19 protein-coding genes are annotated in these 19258 nt (G+C 61.3%); 8 read left to right on the top strand and 11 right to left on the bottom strand.

All coding sequences use genetic code 11. From position 1 onward, the window contains the following. Window positions 1-186 precede the first annotated feature (186 nt). The 3 genes from nirB to Q3Y64_RS05455 form a co-directional block, all read right to left on the bottom strand. Window positions 187-2637: a nitrite reductase large subunit NirB gene (gene nirB / locus Q3Y64_RS05465; RefSeq protein WP_303560402.1), complete on the bottom strand. Its 2451-nt coding sequence runs from the start codon at window positions 2635-2637 to the stop codon at window positions 187-189. Between the two features lie 302 nt (window positions 2638-2939). Beyond that, window positions 2940-4640 (bottom strand): bifunctional protein-serine/threonine kinase/phosphatase, encoded by a 1701-nt coding sequence (locus Q3Y64_RS05460; RefSeq protein ID WP_303560401.1) that lies wholly within the window; start codon window positions 4638-4640, stop codon window positions 2940-2942. 90 nt (window positions 4641-4730) lie between these two features. Continuing rightward, the gene (locus Q3Y64_RS05455) at window positions 4731-5939 is read right to left on the bottom strand and encodes a NarK/NasA family nitrate transporter (protein ID WP_101941252.1); all 1209 of its coding nucleotides are present in this window, start codon (window positions 5937-5939) and stop codon (window positions 4731-4733) included. Here Q3Y64_RS05455 and Q3Y64_RS05450 point away from each other — a divergent pair. Continuing rightward, window positions 5938-6156 carry a hypothetical protein gene (locus Q3Y64_RS05450; protein WP_303560400.1) on the top strand — a complete coding sequence of 73 codons (219 nt, stop codon included), beginning with the start codon at window positions 5938-5940 and terminating at the stop codon, window positions 6154-6156. The two genes, Q3Y64_RS05455 and Q3Y64_RS05450, sit on opposite strands and share 2 nt — an antisense overlap. Before the next feature lie 133 nt (window positions 6157-6289). Here the strand turns inward: Q3Y64_RS05450 and Q3Y64_RS05445 are convergent, their stop codons facing one another. The 4 genes from Q3Y64_RS05445 to Q3Y64_RS05430 all read right to left on the bottom strand — a co-directional run bounded on the left by Q3Y64_RS05445 (window position 6290) and on the right by Q3Y64_RS05430 (window position 10319). Beyond that, entirely contained in the window at window positions 6290-7081 is a 792-nt protein-coding gene (locus tag Q3Y64_RS05445; RefSeq protein ID WP_101941250.1) for an ABC transporter ATP-binding protein, read from the bottom strand. Window positions 7082-7092: 11 nt separating this feature from the next. Then, window positions 7093-8025 (bottom strand): nitrate ABC transporter permease, encoded by a 933-nt coding sequence (gene ntrB, locus Q3Y64_RS05440; protein WP_101941249.1) that lies wholly within the window; start codon window positions 8023-8025, stop codon window positions 7093-7095. 66 nt (window positions 8026-8091) lie between these two features. Then, the gene (locus Q3Y64_RS05435; RefSeq protein ID WP_303560399.1) at window positions 8092-9351 is read right to left on the bottom strand and encodes a CmpA/NrtA family ABC transporter substrate-binding protein; all 1260 of its coding nucleotides are present in this window, start codon (window positions 9349-9351) and stop codon (window positions 8092-8094) included. 389 nt (window positions 9352-9740) lie between these two features. Next, window positions 9741-10319, bottom strand: coding sequence for an ANTAR domain-containing response regulator (locus tag Q3Y64_RS05430; protein ID WP_101941247.1), 579 nt, complete (start codon window positions 10317-10319; stop codon window positions 9741-9743). Window positions 10320-10539: 220 nt separating this feature from the next. On the opposite strand from Q3Y64_RS05430, the gene rpsF reads away from it, so the two are divergent. The 4 genes from rpsF to rplI are packed head-to-tail and all read left to right on the top strand — an operon-like array spanning window position 10540 to window position 11980. Beyond that, entirely contained in the window at window positions 10540-10926 is a 387-nt protein-coding gene (rpsF, locus tag Q3Y64_RS05425; RefSeq protein ID WP_101941246.1) for a 30S ribosomal protein S6, read from the top strand. Window positions 10927-10931: 5 nt separating this feature from the next. Beyond that, entirely contained in the window at window positions 10932-11240 is a 309-nt protein-coding gene (gene priB, locus Q3Y64_RS05420; protein WP_254048191.1) for a primosomal replication protein N, read from the top strand. 2 nt (window positions 11241-11242) lie between these two features. Further along, the gene (gene rpsR / locus Q3Y64_RS05415) at window positions 11243-11515 is read left to right on the top strand and encodes a 30S ribosomal protein S18 (RefSeq protein WP_101941244.1); all 273 of its coding nucleotides are present in this window, start codon (window positions 11243-11245) and stop codon (window positions 11513-11515) included. Window positions 11516-11530: 15 nt separating this feature from the next. Then, entirely contained in the window at window positions 11531-11980 is a 450-nt protein-coding gene (rplI, locus tag Q3Y64_RS05410) for a 50S ribosomal protein L9 (RefSeq protein WP_101941243.1), read from the top strand. A 145-nt stretch (window positions 11981-12125) separates the two neighbouring features. On the opposite strand, the gene thrC is transcribed toward rplI, so the two are convergent. From thrC to Q3Y64_RS05390, 4 genes are read right to left on the bottom strand one after another with little or no spacing between them, the layout of a single operon-like run. Then, a complete protein-coding gene (gene thrC / locus Q3Y64_RS05405; RefSeq protein WP_303560398.1) occupies window positions 12126-13556 on the bottom strand; it encodes a threonine synthase in 1431 nt (476 codons plus the stop codon). A gap of 47 nt (window positions 13557-13603) precedes the next feature. Beyond that, the gene (locus Q3Y64_RS05400; protein ID WP_303560397.1) at window positions 13604-14914 is read right to left on the bottom strand and encodes a homoserine dehydrogenase; all 1311 of its coding nucleotides are present in this window, start codon (window positions 14912-14914) and stop codon (window positions 13604-13606) included. Beyond that, window positions 14911-15369 carry an N-acetyltransferase gene (locus Q3Y64_RS05395; RefSeq protein ID WP_303560396.1) on the bottom strand — a complete coding sequence of 153 codons (459 nt, stop codon included), beginning with the start codon at window positions 15367-15369 and terminating at the stop codon, window positions 14911-14913. Before Q3Y64_RS05395 ends, Q3Y64_RS05400 begins: the two co-directional genes overlap by 4 nt. Before the next feature lie 5 nt (window positions 15370-15374). Then, window positions 15375-16676 carry a pyridoxal phosphate-dependent aminotransferase gene (locus Q3Y64_RS05390; protein WP_303560395.1) on the bottom strand — a complete coding sequence of 434 codons (1302 nt, stop codon included), beginning with the start codon at window positions 16674-16676 and terminating at the stop codon, window positions 15375-15377. Window positions 16677-16801: 125 nt separating this feature from the next. Between Q3Y64_RS05390 and Q3Y64_RS05385 the strand changes: the two genes are divergently transcribed. The 3 genes from Q3Y64_RS05385 to Q3Y64_RS05375 all read left to right on the top strand — a co-directional run bounded on the left by Q3Y64_RS05385 (window position 16802) and on the right by Q3Y64_RS05375 (window position 19221). Then, complete coding sequence (locus Q3Y64_RS05385; RefSeq protein ID WP_101941238.1) at window positions 16802-17179, top strand: Mth938-like domain-containing protein; 378 nt, start codon at window positions 16802-16804, stop codon at window positions 17177-17179. Window positions 17180-17288: 109 nt separating this feature from the next. Further along, window positions 17289-17741: a peroxiredoxin gene (locus Q3Y64_RS05380; RefSeq protein WP_303560394.1), complete on the top strand. Its 453-nt coding sequence runs from the start codon at window positions 17289-17291 to the stop codon at window positions 17739-17741. 58 nt (window positions 17742-17799) lie between these two features. Then, window positions 17800-19221: a PhoH family protein gene (locus Q3Y64_RS05375; protein ID WP_101941237.1), complete on the top strand. Its 1422-nt coding sequence runs from the start codon at window positions 17800-17802 to the stop codon at window positions 19219-19221. Window positions 19222-19258 lie beyond the last annotated feature (37 nt).

Below are 19258 nucleotides of genomic sequence, written 5' to 3'. Positions count from 1 at the left end.
TCAGGCGTCGTGAGTTGGGGCAGGGGTTTTCTACGCCCTGCGCGCAGCTCACGAATGTGTCTCTTCGTCGTCAAAACCGAAATCGGTTTCCCATTCGCTCATGATGTTTCTCCTGTCAGATGTGCAGGGAACTCCTTAGGGCCGACTTCAGTCGGCGATGTGCGGCTGAAGCCGCACCTACAGAGTTCAGGCCGTGAAGTCCTCAAAAGCCGCGCGCAGCGTGCCCTTGTTGGCCAGAGTGCTGCGTTCGAGCCAGGGGTCGGTGTAGTCCTGCAGCGCGTAGAGCAGGCGCTCGTAGAGTTCGCGGCGCAGTGCGGCGTTCTCGACGATCTTGCCCTTCACGTACTCCAGGCCGACGCGCTGCACGTAGTGCACCGTGCGCTCCAGGTAGAAACCTTCTTCGCGGTAGAGCTGGAGGAAGGCGCCGGAGTACTCCATGACTTCCTCGTCGGTCTTCACCTTGCAGAAGAACTCGGCGACTTCGGTCTTGATGCCGCCGTTGCCGGCTACATACAGCTCGTAGCCGGAATCCACACCGATCACGCCGACGTCCTTGATACCGGCCTCGGCGCAGTTGCGCGGGCAGCCGGAGACGGCGAGCTTGACCTTGTGGGGCGACCACATGCCGAAGAGCATCTTCTCGAGCTTGACGCCCATGTCCATCGAGCGCTGGGTGCCGAAGCGGCAGTGCTCGGCGCCCACACAGGTCTTCACCGTGCGGATGCTCTTGCCATAGGCGTGGCCGGAGACCATGCCGGCTTTCGACAGATCCGCCCAGATCTTGGGCAGGTCATCCTTCTTCACGCCGAGCAGATCGATGCGCTGGCCGCCGGTGACCTTCACCGTGGGTACGGCGTACTTGTCCGCTGCATCGGCGATGGCGCGCAGCTCGTCGGGCGTGGTGAGGCCGCCTAGCATGCGTGGCACCACCGAGTAGGTGCCATCCTTCTGGATGTTGGCGTGGGCGCGCTCGTTGATGAAGCGGCTTTGCGCGTCATCTTTTGCCTCGTGCGGCCAGGTGGAAATCAGGTAGTAGTTCAGTGCCGGACGACAGGAGGCGCAGCCATTGGGCGTCTTCCAGGCCAGCGCGTGCATCACGGCCGGGATGCTGGTCAGGTGCTGATCGCGGATGGCCTTGCGTACTTCGCCATGCGAGTGATCGGTACAGCCGCACACCGGCTTGCTGGTGGAGTCCGCCGGGGTGTAGGCGCCGCCCACGGTGGAGGCGATGATCTGCTCCACGAGCCCGGTACAGGAGCCGCAGGAGCTGGAGGCCTTCGTGTGCTTCCTTACATCATCGAGCGTGAACAGGCCCTGTTCCTTGATGGCCTTGACGATGGTGCCCTTGCACACGCCGTTGCAGCCGCAGATCTCGGCGGTGTCGGGCAGGCTGGCGGCCTGGTTCTGGCCCTTGTGCCCCGCGTCGCCGAGGTGGCTCTTGCCGAACAGCAGGTGATCGCGGATGTCGGCGATGTTCTGGCCGTCCTTGAGCATCTGGAAGTACCAGGAGCCGTCAGCAGTGTCGCCATAGGCCACAGCGCCGACGATCTTGTCGTCCTTCACCACCACGCGTTTGTAAACGCCCGCCGCCGGGTCGGAGAGCACGATGTCCTCAGTGCCTTCGCCGCCGGAGAAGTCGCCGGCCGAGAACACGTCGATGCCGGTGACCTTGAGCTTGGTGGAGGTGACCGAACCCTGATAGCGGCCGATGCCGAACTGGGCAATGTGGTTGGCGGCGACCTTGGCCTGCTCGAACAGCGGCGCGACCAGACCGTAGGCGATGCCACGGTGGTTGGCGCACTCGCCCACGGCATACACGCGCGGATCGTAGGTTTGCATCGTGTCATTGACCACGATGCCGCGGTTGCAGTGAATGCCGGCCGATTCGGCCAGCGCGGTGTTGGGGCGGATACCGGCAGCCATCACCACCAGATCGGCCGGCAGGGTTTCGCCGCTCTTGAGCTTGAGTGCGCAGACGCGGCCACTTTCGCCCTGCACCAGTTCGGCGGTGTGGGCGCCGAGGCGGAACTGCATGCCGCGGGCCTCGAGCTCCTTCTGCATCATGTTGGCCGCGGTCTTGTCGAGTTGGCGTTCCATGATCCACTCGCCGATGTGCACCACGGTGACGCTCATGCCGCGCAGGATCAGGCCGTTGGCGGCTTCCAGGCCGAGCAGGCCGGCGCCGATCACCACTGCGTGCTTGTACTGGGCGGCGGCATCGATCATCGCGTCGGTATCGGCGATGTCGCGGTAGGCGATCACGCCCGGCAGATCCTTGCCCGGCACCGGGAGGATGAAGGGATTCGAGCCGGTGGCCAGCAGCAGGCGATCGTATTCGGCTTCTGTCCCGTCCTCAGCGAAAACCTTGCGTGCCTTGCGATCGATCTTGATGATCTTCTTGCCGGTCTGCAGGGTAATGCCGTTGTCTTTGTACCAGTTCCAGTCGTTGAGAATGATGTCCTGGATGGTCATCTCGCCGGCGAGCACCGGCGACAGCATGATGCGGTTGTAATTGGGATGAGGTTCGGCGCCGAAGACAGTGATGTCGTACATGTCCGGAGCGATCTTGCGCAGCTCCTCGAGCGTGCGCACACCGGCCATGCCATTGCCAACCATGACGAGCTTGAGCTTTTCCATGCGGTTCCCTCTGTTGAAAGCTGAGGACGTCTTGACATACGTCCTGTTCATAAATCTTCAGCTACACCAGAGATCGCCCTTGACCCTGTCCGGACAGCTTCGTTGCTGGCCGGTTGCGTACGGCAGGATTGCCCAGCCGTACTTGGTGCTCGATATTGATCCAAATCAAAGCACGCGTTGTGCCAGACTTTTTAACTCATTGAAATTCAAGGGTTGGGTTGTTTTTATAGTGTTTTTATCAGGCCTTCGATGCACTCGCGGAGGGCGAGGATGCACGTTCTTGAAGCATGGCGCCGCACTCTTTATTTGCTCAGGAACAGGAGCAGCAGGAGCAGGTTGGCGATCAGCGACAGGGCGCACACGAGCTTCAGCAGCGCGTGCGGGTCGCGCTCCAGCAGCGGACGCTGGCGTGGCACGGCGAGCGGGCGATGGGCGCCGCGCTGAAGGGCCAGCAGGAATTCTTCGGCGGTTTCGAAGCGGCGCTCCGGTTCGCGTGCCACGGCTTTCAGCAACACCGATTCGAGCCATTCCGGCAGGTCCGGCCGGTAACGTGTGGGCGGCACCGGGTCGCCAAAGCGCGGATGCTGGAAGGGTTCGATCTCGCCATACGGATACTTGCGGGTGGCGAGTTCGTAGAGCGTGACGCCAACGGCGTACAGATCGCTGGATTCGTTGGCGCGCGGGCGCTCGGCACCTTGCTGGAAGAGCTCCGGCGCCATGTAGGAAGGGGTGCCGGGATTGTTGATCTCGCCGAAGCGTTCGCCTTCGTGCTGGCCATCGGCGGCTGCCACGCCTAGATCGAGGATACGCAGGCGCCCATCGGCACCCAGGTGCAGATTGTCCGGCTTGATATCGCGATGCACGATGGCCAGCCGATGCAGAGTGGCCAGCCCCTTGAGTAGGCGCTCTCCCGTCTCGGCCACTTCGGCCGCATTGAAGCGGTGGCCGCGGGTGAGGCGCTGTTTGAGGCTCTCCCCTTCGTGCCAGCTCATCAGGTAGTACAGGTGGCTGCGCGAGGGCCACGGGATCACCTGCGGGAAGGCTGCATCGGTGACCCGGCGGGCAATCCACTCCTCGTGGGCGAGTGCGGCGGCATCCTCCAGGTCGGCGCTGGCATGTAGGGTCTTGAGCACGGCGATACCGCCGGCGGGCATGCGCACACGGTAGAGCAGGGTGATGCGCGAGTCGTGCAGCACATCAAGCACCTCCAGCCCGTCCAGGCTTTGCCCCGGTTTGAGGCGCGGCGGCAGCGGCAACTCGCGCAGGCGGGCCAGCGAATCGCGCAGGGTGTCGCGCGGCAATTCGCTGACACGAATCACCAGGGCCGTGCAGTTGTCCTGCGCACCACTGTCGACCGCCCCGTCGGCCAGTGCGAAAGCGGCTTCCTGAGCGTCCGGATGGCTTTCGATGAGGCTCTGGATGCGTGCATCGCGCAGCGTGCCCCACACCCCGTCGCTCAGCAGAATGAAGCAGTCGCCCTCATTCAGCTCGCCTTCGCCGAAGTCGATGGACAGATGCTTGTCGAGGCCAACCGCGCGGGACAGCACGGTCTTCAGTTCCGGGTGCTCCCACACGTGATCCTGGGTCAGGCGGCGCAATTGCCCTTCACGCAGCAGATAGATGCGCGAGTCGCCTACATGCGCCGTGATCCAGCGCCGGCCTCGTAGAACCACCGCCGAGAGCGTGGTGGCCATGCCAGCCGTTTCGCTGCGACGGGCTGACTGTGATACCAGCCAGCGGTTAGCCGCGCCGATCACCTTGTCCAGCGCCTGAGGCACGGCCCAGGTATCCGGCGTGGCGTAGTAATCGCTGAGCAGGCTGCGGACGGTGAACTCGGCGGCTTCGCGCCCGTTAGCGTGGCCGCCCACGCCGTCCGCGACCACTCCGAGCAGGCCTTTGTTGTCGAGCTCGGCCCCTTCTGGCGTGACGGCGCCGACGAAATCCTCGTTGCGGGCGCGCGGGCCAGTCAGCGAGGCGTGACCGAGGGTGACGGTAAGAGGCATGGGGGAGTGGGAAGTGGCGGTGGGAGGTGGAAGTGTGGGGAAACGTGACTTTATCCCACGCCCGACTTCACACTCCCCACTATCAGGTTTCTAGATCTTTGCCGCCACCGCTGCGCCCCAGGTGGTGCGCCAGCGGGTCTTTACGCCGGTGAGGCCCAGCAATGCAGCCACCGCGAGACCGATGAAGATCAAGAGCCCCATCTGGTAGCTGCCGGTGTGCTGCTTGGCGTAGCCGAGGCTGGAGGCGAGGTAGAAACCGCCGATGCCGCCGGCCATGCCCACGAGCCCGGTCATGACGCCGATGTCCTTGCGGAAGCGTTGCGGCAGGAGCTGGAATACTGCGCCGTTGCCCATGCCCAGTGCGAGCATGGCAATCGAGATCACGCCAGCGGCGAGCCAGACGTTGCTGATGCCGGCGCTCACGATGGCAAGGAAGATCGCGGCCACGATATAGACGCCGGTGAGCATCTTGATGCCGCCAATGCGGTCGGCAAAATTGCCGCCCATGGCGCGCGACACGCTGCCGGCAAACACACAGGCCGCAGCGAAGTAGCCAGCAGTCTTGGGGTCCAGGCCATATTCGCCGTTGAAGAAGATGACCAGTGAGCTGGCAAGCCCTGAGAAGCCACCAAAGGTCACCGAGTAGAAGAACATGAACCACCAAGCGTCGCGATCAGTCAGTACTTTGGCATAGTCGGCGAGGCGCTTGGGCGGTGGGCTGTTGGGGGCATCCTTGGCGATTGCGCAGTAGATGACGAAGACGATGCCGAGCGGGATCAGGACGAGGCCGAAGACATTGTTCCAGCCTACGGCCATGGCCAGGCCCGGGGCGAACAGGGCGGCCAGCACGGTGCCGGAGTTGCCGGCACCAGCAATGCCCATGGCGGTGCCCTGATGCTCCGGCGGATACCAGCGCGAGGCCAGCGGCAGGGCCACGGCAAACGATGCGCCGGCCACGCCGAGGAAGATAGCCAGCACCAGGATCTGGGTGTAGCTATGGATGCCGAAATACCAGGCACAGCACAGTGCGCCGAGAATGATCAGCTGGCCGATCAGGCCGGCCTTCTTGGGTTGGATCTGGTCGACCAGTACGCCCATCACCAGGCGCAGTAGCGCGCCGGCGAGCAGGGGTGTGGCGACCATGAGGCCTTTCTGGGCGGCGCTCAGTTGCAGATCCACGGCGATCTGTACGGCCAGCGGGCCGAGCAGCACCCAGACCATGAAGGCGAGGTCGAAATACAGGAAGGCGGCGAGCAGGGTCGGCGTATGGCCGGCCTTGAGAAAGGATTGCTTGTCCATGGATCTGCTTTTCTCTGTGGGTTGGCTTGAAATTCAGCTACCAGAGATCGCCGTTGATCCTGTACTGCGCGACGTCTTTGTCGTGCAATTGCACGCCCCGGCTTTTTACGGGGCTTGGTGCTTGGTGGAGGGTTTTAAGCAGGTCCCGGGCCATTTTTCACAAGAGACTGATTTGATTGGATTTGATTGGCCGTCTGGGGCGCTGAAAAGGCCTTGAATGCCTGGGGGTGCCCCGTTTGTGGGCGTGCGCTGCCCTGTCTTGAGGCTTGAGCGGGCGTCCGAGGGGCTGAACAACAAAACGCCCGCCGGCTTGCAGGCCGACGGGCGCTCAAACAACTGCTGGAGGAGGATCAGGCGGCTTTCCGGACTTGCTTCTGGTACAGGAACTCGATGATCGCTGCCCGGCAGCGGGTGTACTCCGCGTCGTTGGCGAGCGTCAGGCGATTGCGTGGTTTGGCCAGATTCACTTCGAGGATCTCGCCGATGGTGGCGGCCGGGCCGTTGGTGAGCATCACCACTCGGTCGGACAGCAGCACAGCTTCATCCACGTCGTGGGTCACCATCACTACGGTGGCGCCGGTTTTCTGCATTACACCGATCAGCTCGTCCTGCAGGGCGGCGCGGGTCAGCGCATCGAGTGCACCGAAGGGCTCGTCCATCAGCAGGATCTTGGGTTCCATGGCGAAGGCGCGGGCAATGCCGATGCGCTGCTTCATGCCGCCGGAGATCTCGCCGGGGTGTTTGTCTGCTGCATGCGCCATGTGCACCATTTCGATGGCGGCCATTGTGCGGGCCTTGAGTTTGGCTTTGCCTTCCTTCTGACCAAAGACACGCTCCACACCGAGATACACGTTCTCGAAGCAGGTCAGCCAGGGCAGCAGCGAATGGTTCTGGAACACTACGGCGCGCTCCGGGCCGGGGCCGGCGATTTCGCGTCCGCCACAGATGAGCGCTCCATCGGTGGGCAGGGTGAGGCCGGCGATCAGGTTCAGCAGTGTGGATTTGCCGCAGCCCGAGTGCCCGATCAGCGAGACTACTTCGCCTTCGTTGATCTGCAGGTTGATGTCACGCAGGGCGACGAAAGAGCCTTTCTTGGTTTCGAAGCTCATGCCGACGTTTTCAATCTGTACCAGTGATTTCATGACGGTTCTCCTCAGCTGTTGCTGTCGTAGCTGAATTTCTTGGCGATCTGGATCAGCAACTGTTCAAGTAGCAGACCGACCAGACCGATCACGAAGATGGCGATGATGATGTGCTCGACCTTCAGGTTGTTCCATTCGTCCCACACCCAGAAGCCGATGCCAACGCCGCCGGTGAGCATTTCAGCGGCCACGATGACCAGCCAGGCCGTACCGATCGAGAGGCGGATGCCGGTCAGCATATAGGGCAGAACAGAAGGGAAGAGAATCTTGGTGATGACCTTCCATTCAGAGAGGTTCAGGACCCGGGCCACGTTGAGATAGTCCTGCGGTACGCGCTGTACGCCTTGAGCGGTGTTGAGGATCATCGGCCAGATGGAACAGATGAAGATGGTCCAGGTGGCGGCCGGGTCGGCCTTCTTGAACACCAGCAGGCCGATTGGCAACCAGGCCAATGGGGACACCGGGCGCAGCAGCGAGATGATCGGATCCAGCGCGGCGCTGAGGAACTTGAAGCGGCCGATCATGAAGCCCAGCGGGATGCCGACGGCGGCGGCAAAGCCAAACCCGATTGCAACGCGCTTGAGCGAGGACAGGATGTTCCAGCCGATGCCCTGGTCATTCGGGCCGTTGCTGTAAAAGGGATCGGAGAACAGGGTGACGGCGGCATGCCAGACGACTTCCGGTGTCGGTATGCCTTTATTCTTCATCGAGACGATGGCCCAGATGCCGACCAGCAAGGCGAAGCCCAGGATCGGAGGGAGGAGGGCGCGCAAGGCGCGGCCGATCGGCTCGGCGTAGTTTTTAGGCGCCGGCTTGCTCGCGGCGATGGTGGCGGGGGCTGCACTGGTCATGTGATTCTCTGTCGTCCTGGCGGGGCTTGTGGGCTCGGCTGCGGGCGCCGGGTTGCTGCTGTTGGCGGTAAGGCTCAGGCTGGCTGCACTCATGATCGTTACTCCTGATCGGGCGGGGCTGGGGCCCCGCCCGTTGACTGGATTCAGAATGCCCGGTTGTCAGGCCTTGATCTTGAAACTCTCGGCATACTTCTTTGGATCCTTGCCGTCCCACACCACGCCGTCGATGAGTTTCGAGCTGCGCATGTCGGACTTCGGGATCGGCGCTTTGACGATGGCAGCGGCCTGCTTGTAGAGCTCGATCTGGTTGATCTTCTTGGCCACGCCCAGGTAATCCACGTCTCCCTTGAGCAAGCCCCAGCGCTTGTGCTGGGTGAGGAACCACATGCCATCGGAGAGGTAGGGGAAGTTCACCGTGCCGTCGTTGTAGAACTTCATGTAGTTCTTCTCCGACCAGGTCTTGCCGAGGCCGTTTTCATACTGGCCGATCATGCGGCTACGGATTACGTCGGTGTCTGTGTTGACGTAAGCCTTGGCTGAGATGGTTTCGGCAGTCTTGCTGCGGTTGGCAGCACTGGTGTCGATCCACATCGAGGCTTCGAGAATCGCGCAGATCATGGCACGGGCCGTGTTTGGGTATTTCTGCACGAATTCGGCCGTGGTGCCGAGGATCTTCTCTGGGTGATCAGTCCAGATGTCTTGTGTCGTGGTGGCGGTAAAGCCGATCTTGTCGATGATGGCGCGCTGGTTCCAGGGTTCGCCCACGCAAAAGCCATCCATGTTGCCCACGCGCATGTTGGCCACCATTTGCGGAGGAGGCACAACGATGGTCTTCACGTCCTTCATAGGATTGATGCCATTGGCGGCCAGCCAGTAGTAGAGCCACATGGCATGGGTGCCGGTCGGGAAGGTCTGGGCGAAGGTGTATTCCTTGTCCTTCTTGGCAATCAGCTTGGCCAGCGAAGGTCCGTCGATAGCGCCTTTGTCGCGCATTTCGTTCGAGAGCGAGATGGCCTGACCATTGTTGTTAAGGGTCATCAGGTTGGCCATGTCTTTCTTCGGGCCGCCGATGCCCAGATGCACACCGTAGATCAGGCCGTAGAGGACGTGCGCTGCGTGCAGTTCGCCGTTGACCAGCTTGTCGCGCACGCCAGCCCAAGAGGCTTCCTTGGTCGGATTGATCTTGATGCCGTATTTCTTGTCGAAGCCCATCACGCTTGCCATTACTACCGAGGAGCAGTCGGTCAGCGGAATGAAGCCGATATTGACTTCAGTGAGCTCCGGCTTGTCGCTGCCTGCGGCCCACGCGCTGGTGGCGGGAAGCAGGCCGCTGGCGGCCACGGCGGCAGCGCTGCTCACGGCAGCACCTTGCTTGAGGAAGCTGCGTCGGCTGAGGTTGGCATCGTATTTCTCCGTCATGATTCTCTCTCCGGGGTAATTGGAAGGGCACCAAAAGAAAAACGGCGCCACAGCTCCTTGCTGCCGAATTGGCAGAAGGGCTGGACGCCGTTGTCCATGCAAGCCATCTTTGGCTCGACTTCAATGGAGAGTTAGCATGGGGCGTGCCAGATTCCTGAAATCCTTGCGCTACAAGGCCTCGATGTTTATGGAGCGCTTCTTGAGAGTGGCCTGGCAGGAAAAATGACGCACTGTGAATGTGCCGGAATGGCGCTCAGGCACCAGTTTGATCCGAATCAAAAAACCATTTTTATGAAATGGTTTGTGCGAAGTGCTTGTGCTACGGCTTTTTCCTGGTGCAGGGCGGCCCCGTCTTGCCTGTCGTGGGGCAGGGACGGCAGGGCGTGGGGTCAGCCGAGCAGCAGGTCTGCTGCTGAGATGATCTGCTCTGCCACTTCGCCGATCTTGCGGCCGCGTTCCATCGCCAGCTTCCTCAGGGCGTGATAGGCCTCGTCTTCGCTCATGTTGCGGGATTTCATGAGGATGCCCTTGGCGCGATCGACCAGGGTGCGTTCGGAGAGCTTGCGCTGGGCTTCATCGCGCTCCTGGCGCAAGGCCAGGTATTCCTCGAAACGCAGGGTGGCAACCTTGAGCAGGCTTTGCAGGCGCTCGGGGGCTAGGCCATCCACTACATAGGAAGAGACGCCGGCACGCATGGCCTGGCGAATGACGTCGTCCGCATCGTCTTCGGCAAACATCAGCACCGGGCGTGGCATCTTGCGGTCCAGCACGGCGAGGTTCTCCAGCGTGTCACGGCTGGGAGATTCGGTATTGATCAGTACTACGTCGGGCTGCAGCTGCTGCACCCGGTCGTGGAGTTCGATTGCATCAGGCAGTACCGCAGCGACCATATGGCCGGCGCGGGTCAGACCCTCGCAGATCTCCAGGGCGCGTTCCTGAATTTCGTCGATGACGAGTATCTTGAGCATGTTGGGGCAGGGCTGTTTTCAGTGTTATGAGCGAAGTATTACGCAAGAACGGTTGCGTATGGAAAGCCGCTTGAGGCCTCCTTTCAGTATGGTCTTTGGGCGTTGTGGGCGAAATGACCGGTTCGCTTGCTCTGGGCGCCTTTTTGCACTAGTATTGCGGGTTCCCTTGCTCCACCGGTACGCATGCCGGGGAGCTGTTTTCAACCCGTAAGGAGTCCGCATGCGACACTACGAAATTGTTTTCATCGTCCATCCGGATCAGAGCGAGCAGGTGCCCGCAATGATCGAGCGCTACAAGTCCGTCGTGGCTTCGCGCAATGGACAGATCCATCGTCTGGAAGACTGGGGCCGCCGTCAGCTGGCTTACCCGATCCAGAAGATCCACAAGGCTCACTATGTTCTGATGAACATCGAAGTGGATCAGCCGACCCTCGACGAAATTGAGCACGCGTTCAAGTTCAACGACGCCGTGCTGCGTCACCTCACCATCAAGATGAAGAAGGCTGTTACGACTCCTTCGCCGATGATGAAGGAAGAGAAGTCCCGTTCGCTGACCCCGGCTGCCGCTGAAGAAGCCAAGCCCGAGGCTGCCCAACCGGAAGCCTGAGCGGAGTGAGTGGAGAGAACACGGTTCGTATCTCCGGAGTCCTGGTCGCAAAAGAAGCTATGCGATGGACGCCTGCCCGGGTGCCGGTGCTGGAATTACGCATCGAACATCAGAGCCGGCAGATGGAAGCCGGTGCGGAACGTGAAGTCTCCTGCGAACTCAGTCTCAGGGCTGTCGGCCCCGCAGCACAGCAGATCGAAGTGGTAGCACCGGGTAGCAGACTCGCCATTGAAGGCTTTCTCGCTGCCAAGAGCGCCCGAAACCGGGCTCCGGTACTGCACATCAGAACATTTGAATTGTTGGAAGGAAATTAATCATGGCATTCAGGCCCAAGAAGGACGAAAAGAAGGGTGGCAATCGCGGCGGTGGCTTGTTCAAGCGTCGCAAGTTCTGCCGTTTCTCCGCTGAAAAGATTGAAGAGATCGATTACAAGGACACCGAAATCCTGAAGGATTTCGTGACCGAGCACGGCAAGATCATGCCGGCACGCATCACCGGCACCAAGTCCGGCTACCAGCGTCAGCTGTCGACCGCGATCAAGCGCGCCCGTTTCCTGGCGCTGCTGCCTTACACCGACCTGCACCAGTAACCCGGGGGACTCACGATGCAAATCATTCTGCTTGAAAAAGTCGTCAACCTCGGCAACCTGGGCGATGTCGTCAACGTGAAGGAAGGTTACGCTCGTAACTTCCTGATCCCGAGCGGCCGTGCCAAGCGCGCGACTACTGCCAGCCTGGCTGAGTTCGAAGCTCGCCGTGCCGAACTGGAAAAGATTGCCGCTGAAAAGCTGGCAGGTGCTCAAGCCGCCGCCGCCAAGGTGGAAGGCGTGACCGTTCAGATCGTCCGCAAGGCCGGTGTGGATGGTCGTCTGTTCGGTTCCGTCAGCACTGGCGATATCGCTGAAGCGCTGGTGGCACTGGGTCACCCGGTCGAGAAGGCTGGCGTTCGCCTGCCGAACGGCGCCATCAAGCTCGTGGGCGACCACGCGATTGAAGTGGCTCTGCACACCGACGTGGTGGTTCCGGTTACGGTTTCCGTGCTGGGCGAACACTGATATTGGCGTCCGTCAGGGCGCGGTATCAAAGAAAAGGGCCGCGAAATCGCGGCCCTTTTTGTTTGTGGTGATCCGAATTGTTTAGGGTCGGGGACCACAAAAAAGGGCCGCCACAGCGACCCTTCGTGACAGGTGCCGGTAACGCTCAGCGCGTGTGCTGCACGACGAAGTCTTTAACCGTCTGCACATCAACAGGCATTTCTTCCACGCGCTGCGGCAGGGCTTCGATGTTCTGCATGCTGGCCGGACGCCAGGGTTTCTCGCCCAAGGCTTCGATGATGGTCTCTTCGAATTTCGCGGGCAGTGCGGTTTCCAGCACGATGGTCGGGATGTCTGCATCGCGGTGTTCCAGCGCCACCTTGATGCCGTCGGCCGTGTGGGTGTCGATCATCAGGCCGTAGTCCTTGTGCACGCGGCGGATCGTGGCGAGGCGGTCGGCATGGCTGCTGGCGCCGGAGACGAAACCGAACTCTTCCATGCGTGTCCAGTAGGGCGTGGCGGAGAGGTCGAAGTAGCCGCCGGAATCGACGGCCTTCCACAACTCGGCCACCACCTTCGGGTCGCGGCCGACCAGATCGAACACGAAGCGCTCGAAGTTAGAAGCCTTGGAAATGTCCATCGACGGGCTGCTCGTGACCTTCACGTCGGCGGTCTTGCGCGGCTTGTAGGCGCCGGTGCGGAAGAACTCGTCCAGCACGTTGTTTTCGTTAGTGGCGAGGATCAGCTTGCGGATCGGCAGGCCCATCATGCGCGCGATGTGGCCGGCGCAGATGTTGCCGAAGTTGCCCGAGGGCACGGCAAAATTAACTTCGTGATCGTTGCTGGTGGTGGCGGCCAGATAGCCCTTGAAGTAGTAAATGATCTGCGCGGCGACGCGGCCCCAGTTGATCGAATTCACCGCGCCGATCTTGTACTGCGCCTTGAAGTCCAGGTCATTGGAGACGGCTTTGACGATGTCCTGCGCATCATCGAACATGCCGCGCACGGCGATGTTGAAGATATTGGCGTCCTGCAGCGAATACATCTGGGCGCGCTGGAAGGCGCTCATATTCTCGCGCGGCGAGAGCATGAAGACGCGCACGCCTTGCTTGCCGCGCATCGCGTATTCGGCCGCCGAGCCGGTGTCGCCCGAGGTCGCTCCGAGGATGTTGATCTCCTCACCGCGCTTGGCCAGCACGTACTCGAACAGATTGCCCAGGAGCTGCATCGCCATGTCCTTGAAGGCGAGCGTCGGGCCGTTTGAGAGCTCCTGCAGGTAGAGGTTGTTCTCCAGCTTGCGCAGCGGCGTGATCTGCTTGGCGTCCGAATCCGGGCGGCCGTTGCAGTAGACCTGCTCCGTGTAGGTCTTGGCGGTCAGCGCGCGCAGGTCTTCGGCCGGAATGTCGGTGGCGAACTTCGACAGGATCGTGAAGGCCAGCTCCGCGTAGCTCATTCCACGCATGGCGCTGAGCTCGGCGTCGGTGATCTGCGGATATTCGGCCGGCAGCGACAGGCCGCCGTCCTGCATCAGGCCGCCGAGCAAAATGTCGGAGAAGCCGAGTTGCGGCGACTGGCCGCGGGTGGAGAGGTATTGCATGATTGCAGGATTCCCGTGCCCGGGCGCCTTGGCGCCCGGCTGTGAGCTTAGTTGAGTTCTTCCAGACGGATCTTGGTGACCTTGCCGACGACAGTGGCGAGATCTTCAATGCGCGCAATCGCTGCATTGACTTGACCTTCAACAGCGACATGGGTCAGCAGGATGATGTCGGTCTGTGATTCGCCTTCGCCCGGTTCCTTCTGCAGCATGGCGTCGATGGAGATCTTGCCGTCTGCGAGGATGCGGGTGATGTCGGCGAGCACGCCGGTCTTGTCCTCTACCCGCATGCGCAGGTAGTAGGCGGTCTGGACTTCTTCGATCGGCAGGATGGGCAGGTCGACCAGCTGGTCGGCCTGGAAGGCCAGTGCCGGCACGCGGTGCTCGACGCTGGCGGTAGCCAGGCGGGTGACATCCACGAGGTCTGCGATCACCGCTGAGGCGGTCGGCTCGGCGCCGGCACCCTTGCCGTAGTACAGCGTGGCGCCCACGGCGTCGGCCTGCACTAGCACGGCGTTCATCGCGCCTTCCACGTTGGCAATCAGGCGCTTGGCAGGGATCAGGGTCGGGTGCACGCGCAGCTCGATGCCGGCGTCACGACGACGCGCGATGCCCAGTAGCTTGATGCGGTAGCCGAGCTGTTCGGCATATTTGATGTCGGTGGCTTCGAGCTTGGTGATGCCCTCAATGTAAGCCTTGTCAAACTGCACCGGGATGCCGAAAGCCATGGCGGACATCAATGTGATCTTGTGCGCCGCGTCCACTCCTTCGATGTCGAAGGTCGGATCGGCTTCGGCGTAGCCCAGCGCTTGCGCCTCCTTGAGCACGTCGGCGAAGGGGAGGCCCTTGTCGCGCATCTCGGAGAGGATGAAGTTGGTGGTGCCGTTGATGATGCCGGCGATCCACTCGATGCGGTTGGCCGAGAGGCCTTCGCGCAGCGCCTTGATGATCGGGATGCCACCGGCAACGGCAGCTTCGAAGGCGACGGTGACTCCTTTGGCCTGTGCGGCGGCAAAGATCTCCTTGCCATGCACGGCGAGCAGGGCCTTGTTGGCGGTGACGACGTGTTTGCCGTTCTCGATGGCGGCAAGGACCAGATCTTTAGCGATGGTGTAGCCGCCGATCAGCTCGACGACGATATCGATTTCAGAATCGCGGACCAATTCGAAGGCGTCGGCCGTGACACGCGCGGCACCGCCGGTGACTTTTGCAGCGAGCTCCGTGTTGCGGTCAGCCACGGCGGTGATGCGGATCGGGCGGCCGGCGCGACGGGTGATTTCCTCCGCGTTACGGGAGAGGACAGTCCAGGTGCCGCCGCCTACGGTGCCAATGCCCAGCAGGCCTACATTCATCGGTTTCATACGCGCTGTTTCTTGAAGTTGAACGAGGTGATTACGAAGCCTTCGCGAAAATAGAAGCGGTGCGCTTGCTGGCGCTGCGTGCCGGAGTCCAGCACCAGCGCCTCGGCGCCGCGCTGCTGCGCTTCCATTTCAAGCTGGGCAATGAGGGATTTTCCCACGCCTTGGGAGCGTAGTGCTGCATCGGTGACCAGATCATCGATGTAAAACTTGATGCCGTCGAAGGTGTTCTCGTGCCAGCGCCATACCGCCAGGCCGCAAACGGCTTCGCCACGTGTGGCCAGGGTCATGCGTGCCCCGCCGGCAAATACGCGCCGCATCTTGGCGGCGTAATCAGCAGGCAGGGCCGGGCGTAGTTGACGATGGATGCTTTCCGCGCGGGCGAGCCAGATAGGTTCTGTCACCTCTCCGGCGTCGTCGCAGACATTCACGAGATACAGCGGCGCGTGCCCGGTCATGCAGTTCAGCGACCGTGACGCTTGCGATAGCCGTCGAGGAAGCGGGCAATGCGAGCCATCACTTCGGTCAGGTCGTCCGAGTTCGGCAGAAAGACTACACGGATCCGATCCGGCGTTGCCCAGTTGAAACCAGTGCCCTGCACCATCAACACGCGTTCGGCCTCGAGCATTTCGAGCACGAACTGCTGGTCGTCCAAGATCGGGTACATCTTCGGGTCAAAGCGCGGGAACATGTACAACGCGCCCTTGGGCTTGACAACGGAAACACCGGGCATGGCACTGAGCGCCTCGTAAGCGATGTCGCGCTGACGGGTCAAGCGGCCGGTGGGTTTGACCAGATCATTGATCGACTGATAGCCGCCCAGTGCAGTCTGGATGCCGAACTGGGCCGGCACGTTGGCACACAGGCGCATCGTTGCGAGGATGTTCAGGCCTTCGATGTAGTCGGCAGCGTTGCGCTTGTCGCCGGAAACGATCATCCAGCCGGCGCGGTAACCGCAGGCGCGATAGTTCTTGGAGAGACCGTTGAAGGTGAGGAACAGCACGTCATCGGCCAGTGAGGCCATCGAGGTGTGCGTCACGCCGTCGTAGAGCACCTTGTCGTAGATCTCGTCGGAGCAGACGATCAGGTTGTGCTGACGGGCGAGTTCTATGATTTCGCGCAGCACATCGTCCGGATAGACGGCGCCGGTCGGGTTGTTAGGGTTGATTACGACGATGGCTTTGGTGCGCTTGGTGATCTTGGCCTTGATGTCGTCAATCGCGGGCAGCCAGCCGTTGTCTGGATCGCACAGGTAATGGCGGGCCTTGCCGCCGGAGAGATTTACGGCGGCGGTCCACAGCGGGTAATCCGGTGCGGGCACCAGCACTTCATCGTCGTTGTTCAGGAGTGCCTGCATGGCCATCACGATCAGTTCGGAGGCGCCATTGCCGATGTAGATGTCGTCGACATGCACATTGGCAATCTTCTTCTCCTGCGTGTAATGCATGATCGCCTTGCGTGCCGGGAAGATCCCCTTGGAGTCAACATAGCCCGCCGCATTGCCCATGTTGCGGATCATGTCCTGGGTGATTTCCTCGGGTGCTTCGAAGCCGAAAGCCGCCGGATTGCCGGTGTTCAGCTTGATAATGCGATGGCCTTCTTCCTCCATCTGGCGCGCGCGCTCCAGTACCGGGCCACGGATTTCATAGCAGACGTTGGCGAGCTTGTCGGACTTGGCGATTGAGCGGGCCACGGCACGGGCGGCGGCTTCCGAAGCCCCGGGGGTTTCGTTGGTCGCGACGTGCAGGGTGTGGCCGTGTTTCATGATCGGAGCTCCGGTAGGCGGGGCAACTGCCCCTTGAACCCTCTATGATAGCGAATCCCTGCCAATCCCCGAAGGGGCGCGGCCCGCCGGAATGGCCCGGTATTCCTGCCGATACACTTGTTTCCATGAAGCTTAATCGCGAAGCCGCCAGCGGCATCTTTCTTGTCGACGCCCACGACCCTCAATCCATTACCGTGCAGGGCGTAGCCTGGTCGCACAGCCTGTTGATCACGCCCGATGGGGTGCAGGCCTGGCCCGTTGCCGGTTTTGCTGCGTTGGATGCCGCGAGCCTGGCTGCAGCCTGTGCGCTGCAGCCCGCTGTACTGCTGATCGGCACCGGAGTGCGTCAGCGCTTCCCCGCGCCGGCCGTGTTGCGCCCGCTGATTGAGGCGCGTATCGGTTTTGAAATCATGGATACCGGGGCGGCCTGCCGCACCTACAACCTGCTCGCCAGCGAGGGGCGGCGAGTGGCCGCAGCCTTGATCCTGGAAGTCGCCGCCTGAGTAATCAAGGGCTTGCGAAGCAGGCCGGCCGGGCTGTTGCGAGGGGCTGAAAATGCCGATACGCTGCACCTGAATGCTCGATTTCCTCATCAGCGGAGCACATAAAAACATGAGTCTGTCTGCCCCCGATATCAGCCTGCCGGCAACCGGCGGAGCGTCAGTATCACTGGCCGCCCTGGCCGGCCAAAAGATCGTTGTGTATTTCTACCCCAAGGACAACACGCCTGGCTGCACCACCGAAGGCATCGACTTCGCACGTCTGCATACCGAGTTCGCAGCAGTCGGTGCGGCGGTGTTCGGTGTTTCGCGCGACAGCGTGAAGTCCCACGATGGTTTCAAGTGCAAGTTTGAGTTCCCGTTCGAGCTGCTCTCGGATGCAGACGAAAAGCTTTGCGAAGCCTTTGGCGTGATCAAGATGAAGAATATGTATGGCAAGCAGGTGCGCGGTATCGAGCGCAGCACCTTCGTATTCGACGCGGCAGGCCAACTGGCGCGTGAATGGCGTGGCGTGAAGGTGGATGGCCACGTGCAGGAAGTTCTGGAGTTCGTTCGCTCTCTTTAAGCGTTGTTAGGCGGCTTGCCGCCCGCTGGACCCCTCCCTTCTACTCTCGAAAGCAGACATGGCCACCCGTAAAAAAGCAGTTACGCCGCCAACCACCAAGCTGTTTGTTCTCGACACCAATGTGCTGATGCACGATCCGACCAGTCTTTACCGCTTCGAGGAGCACGATGTTTTCGTGCCGATGATGACCCTCGAGGAGCTGGACAATAACAAGAAGGGCATGTCCGAAGTCTCGCGCAACGCGCGCCAGGCCAGCCGGACCATGGATGAGGTGGTCACGACCTGTGAGCATCACATCGAGCAGGGCATCCCGTTACAGGAGCCCTCGCGGGGCCAGGCTTCCGGGCGCCTTTACCTGCAGACCGAGGCGATCGACTCCACGTTGCCCGCCTCGGTGCCGACTGCCAAGGCGGATAACCAGATTCTCGCGGTGGTCATGTACCTCACCGAGAAGCGCAAGGATCGCCATGTGATCCTGGTGTCCAAAGACATCAATATGCGCATCAAGGCCCGTGCGCTGGGGCTGGAGGCGCAGGATTATTTCAACGACAAGGTGCTGGAGGATACGGATCTCCTCTACACCGGTATGCGCGAGTTGCCGCCGGATTTCTGGGAAACACACGGTAAGGACATGTCTTCCTGGAAGGAAGCCGGGCGGACCTATTACAAGATCCGTGGTCCACTCTGCGCTGAACTGGTCATCAACGAACTGGTTTTTCAGGAGGGCGAAAAGCCGTTGTACGCCATCGTGAAGCAGAAGGATGGCCCAGTCGTGGTGCTGGAGTCGTTGATTGACTTCACCCACCAGAAAAACAACGTCTGGGGCATCGTGGCGCGTAATCGTGAGCAGAACTTCGCCTTGAACCTGCTGATGAACCCGGAGGTCGATTTTGTTTCGCTGCTCGGCCAGGCCGGCACCGGCAAGACCCTGCTGACGCTCGCGTCAGCCCTGACTCAGGTGCTTGAAACCAAGCGCTACGCCGAAATCATCATGACCCGGGTGACCGTGCCAGTCGGTGAAGACATCGGCTTCCTGCCCGGTACCGAGGAAGAGAAGATGGCGCCGTGGATGGGGGCGTTGGAAGATAACCTCGAAGTGCTTAACGGCAGCCCGGATGATGGTGGTTATGGTGGTGAGTGGGGGCGGCAAACCACGCGCGACCTGATTCGTACCCGGATCAAGGTGAAGTCGCTCAACTTCATGCGCGGGCGCACCTTCCTGAACAAATTCCTGATCATCGATGAGGCGCAGAACCTGACCTCAAAGCAGATGAAGACCCTGATCACGCGTGCGGGCCCTGGTACCAAGGTTGTCTGCTTGGGCAATATTGCGCAGATCGACACACCCTACCTGACCGAAGGTAGTTCAGGCCTGACCTACGTGGTAGATCGTTTCAAGGGCTGGGAACACAGCGGTCACATTACCTTGCAGCGTGGCGAGCGCTCGCGTTTGGCCGATTACGCGGCTGAAACCCTCTGAAACCGGCGTATGCGGGCCGCCGCTTTGTTTTTGAGCA

Origin of the sequence: Uliginosibacterium sp. 31-12, from assembly GCF_030548425.1 — a bacterium.
Classification (GTDB): Bacteria; Pseudomonadota; Gammaproteobacteria; order Burkholderiales; family Rhodocyclaceae; genus Uliginosibacterium; species Uliginosibacterium aquaticum.
The sequence above is the reverse complement of the archived record's forward strand: the minus strand, read 5'-3'. Positions and strand labels throughout refer to the sequence as shown.

What these genes read in the sequence shown, in the direction of transcription:
- Q3Y64_RS05445 (WP_101941250.1), bottom strand. Translation starts at nt 7,081, where the DNA reads ATGAAATCACTGGTACAGATTGAAAACGTCGGCATGAGCTTCGAAACC.
- Q3Y64_RS05455 (WP_101941252.1), bottom strand. Translation starts at nt 5,939, where the DNA reads ATGGACAAGCAATCCTTTCTCAAGGCCGGCCATACGCCGACCCTGCTC.
- Q3Y64_RS05375 (WP_101941237.1), top strand. Translation starts at nt 17,800, where the DNA reads ATGGCCACCCGTAAAAAAGCAGTTACGCCGCCAACCACCAAGCTGTTT.
- thrC (WP_303560398.1), bottom strand. Translation starts at nt 13,556, where the DNA reads ATGCAATACCTCTCCACCCGCGGCCAGTCGCCGCAACTCGGCTTCTCC.
- rpsR (WP_101941244.1), top strand. Translation starts at nt 11,243, where the DNA reads ATGGCATTCAGGCCCAAGAAGGACGAAAAGAAGGGTGGCAATCGCGGC.
- Q3Y64_RS05435 (WP_303560399.1), bottom strand. Translation starts at nt 9,351, where the DNA reads ATGACGGAGAAATACGATGCCAACCTCAGCCGACGCAGCTTCCTCAAG.
- Q3Y64_RS05380 (WP_303560394.1), top strand. Translation starts at nt 17,289, where the DNA reads ATGAGTCTGTCTGCCCCCGATATCAGCCTGCCGGCAACCGGCGGAGCG.
- Q3Y64_RS05400 (WP_303560397.1), bottom strand. Translation starts at nt 14,914, where the DNA reads ATGAAACCGATGAATGTAGGCCTGCTGGGCATTGGCACCGTAGGCGGC.
- nirB (WP_303560402.1), bottom strand. Translation starts at nt 2,637, where the DNA reads ATGGAAAAGCTCAAGCTCGTCATGGTTGGCAATGGCATGGCCGGTGTG.
- Q3Y64_RS05430 (WP_101941247.1), bottom strand. Translation starts at nt 10,319, where the DNA reads ATGCTCAAGATACTCGTCATCGACGAAATTCAGGAACGCGCCCTGGAG.
- Q3Y64_RS05395 (WP_303560396.1), bottom strand. Translation starts at nt 15,369, where the DNA reads ATGACCGGGCACGCGCCGCTGTATCTCGTGAATGTCTGCGACGACGCC.
- Q3Y64_RS05450 (WP_303560400.1), top strand. Translation starts at nt 5,938, where the DNA reads ATGGATCTGCTTTTCTCTGTGGGTTGGCTTGAAATTCAGCTACCAGAG.
- Q3Y64_RS05390 (WP_303560395.1), bottom strand. Translation starts at nt 16,676, where the DNA reads ATGAAACACGGCCACACCCTGCACGTCGCGACCAACGAAACCCCCGGG.
- rplI (WP_101941243.1), top strand. Translation starts at nt 11,531, where the DNA reads ATGCAAATCATTCTGCTTGAAAAAGTCGTCAACCTCGGCAACCTGGGC.
- rpsF (WP_101941246.1), top strand. Translation starts at nt 10,540, where the DNA reads ATGCGACACTACGAAATTGTTTTCATCGTCCATCCGGATCAGAGCGAG.
- Q3Y64_RS05460 (WP_303560401.1), bottom strand. Translation starts at nt 4,640, where the DNA reads ATGCCTCTTACCGTCACCCTCGGTCACGCCTCGCTGACTGGCCCGCGC.
- Q3Y64_RS05385 (WP_101941238.1), top strand. Translation starts at nt 16,802, where the DNA reads ATGAAGCTTAATCGCGAAGCCGCCAGCGGCATCTTTCTTGTCGACGCC.
- ntrB (WP_101941249.1), bottom strand. Translation starts at nt 8,025, where the DNA reads ATGAGTGCAGCCAGCCTGAGCCTTACCGCCAACAGCAGCAACCCGGCG.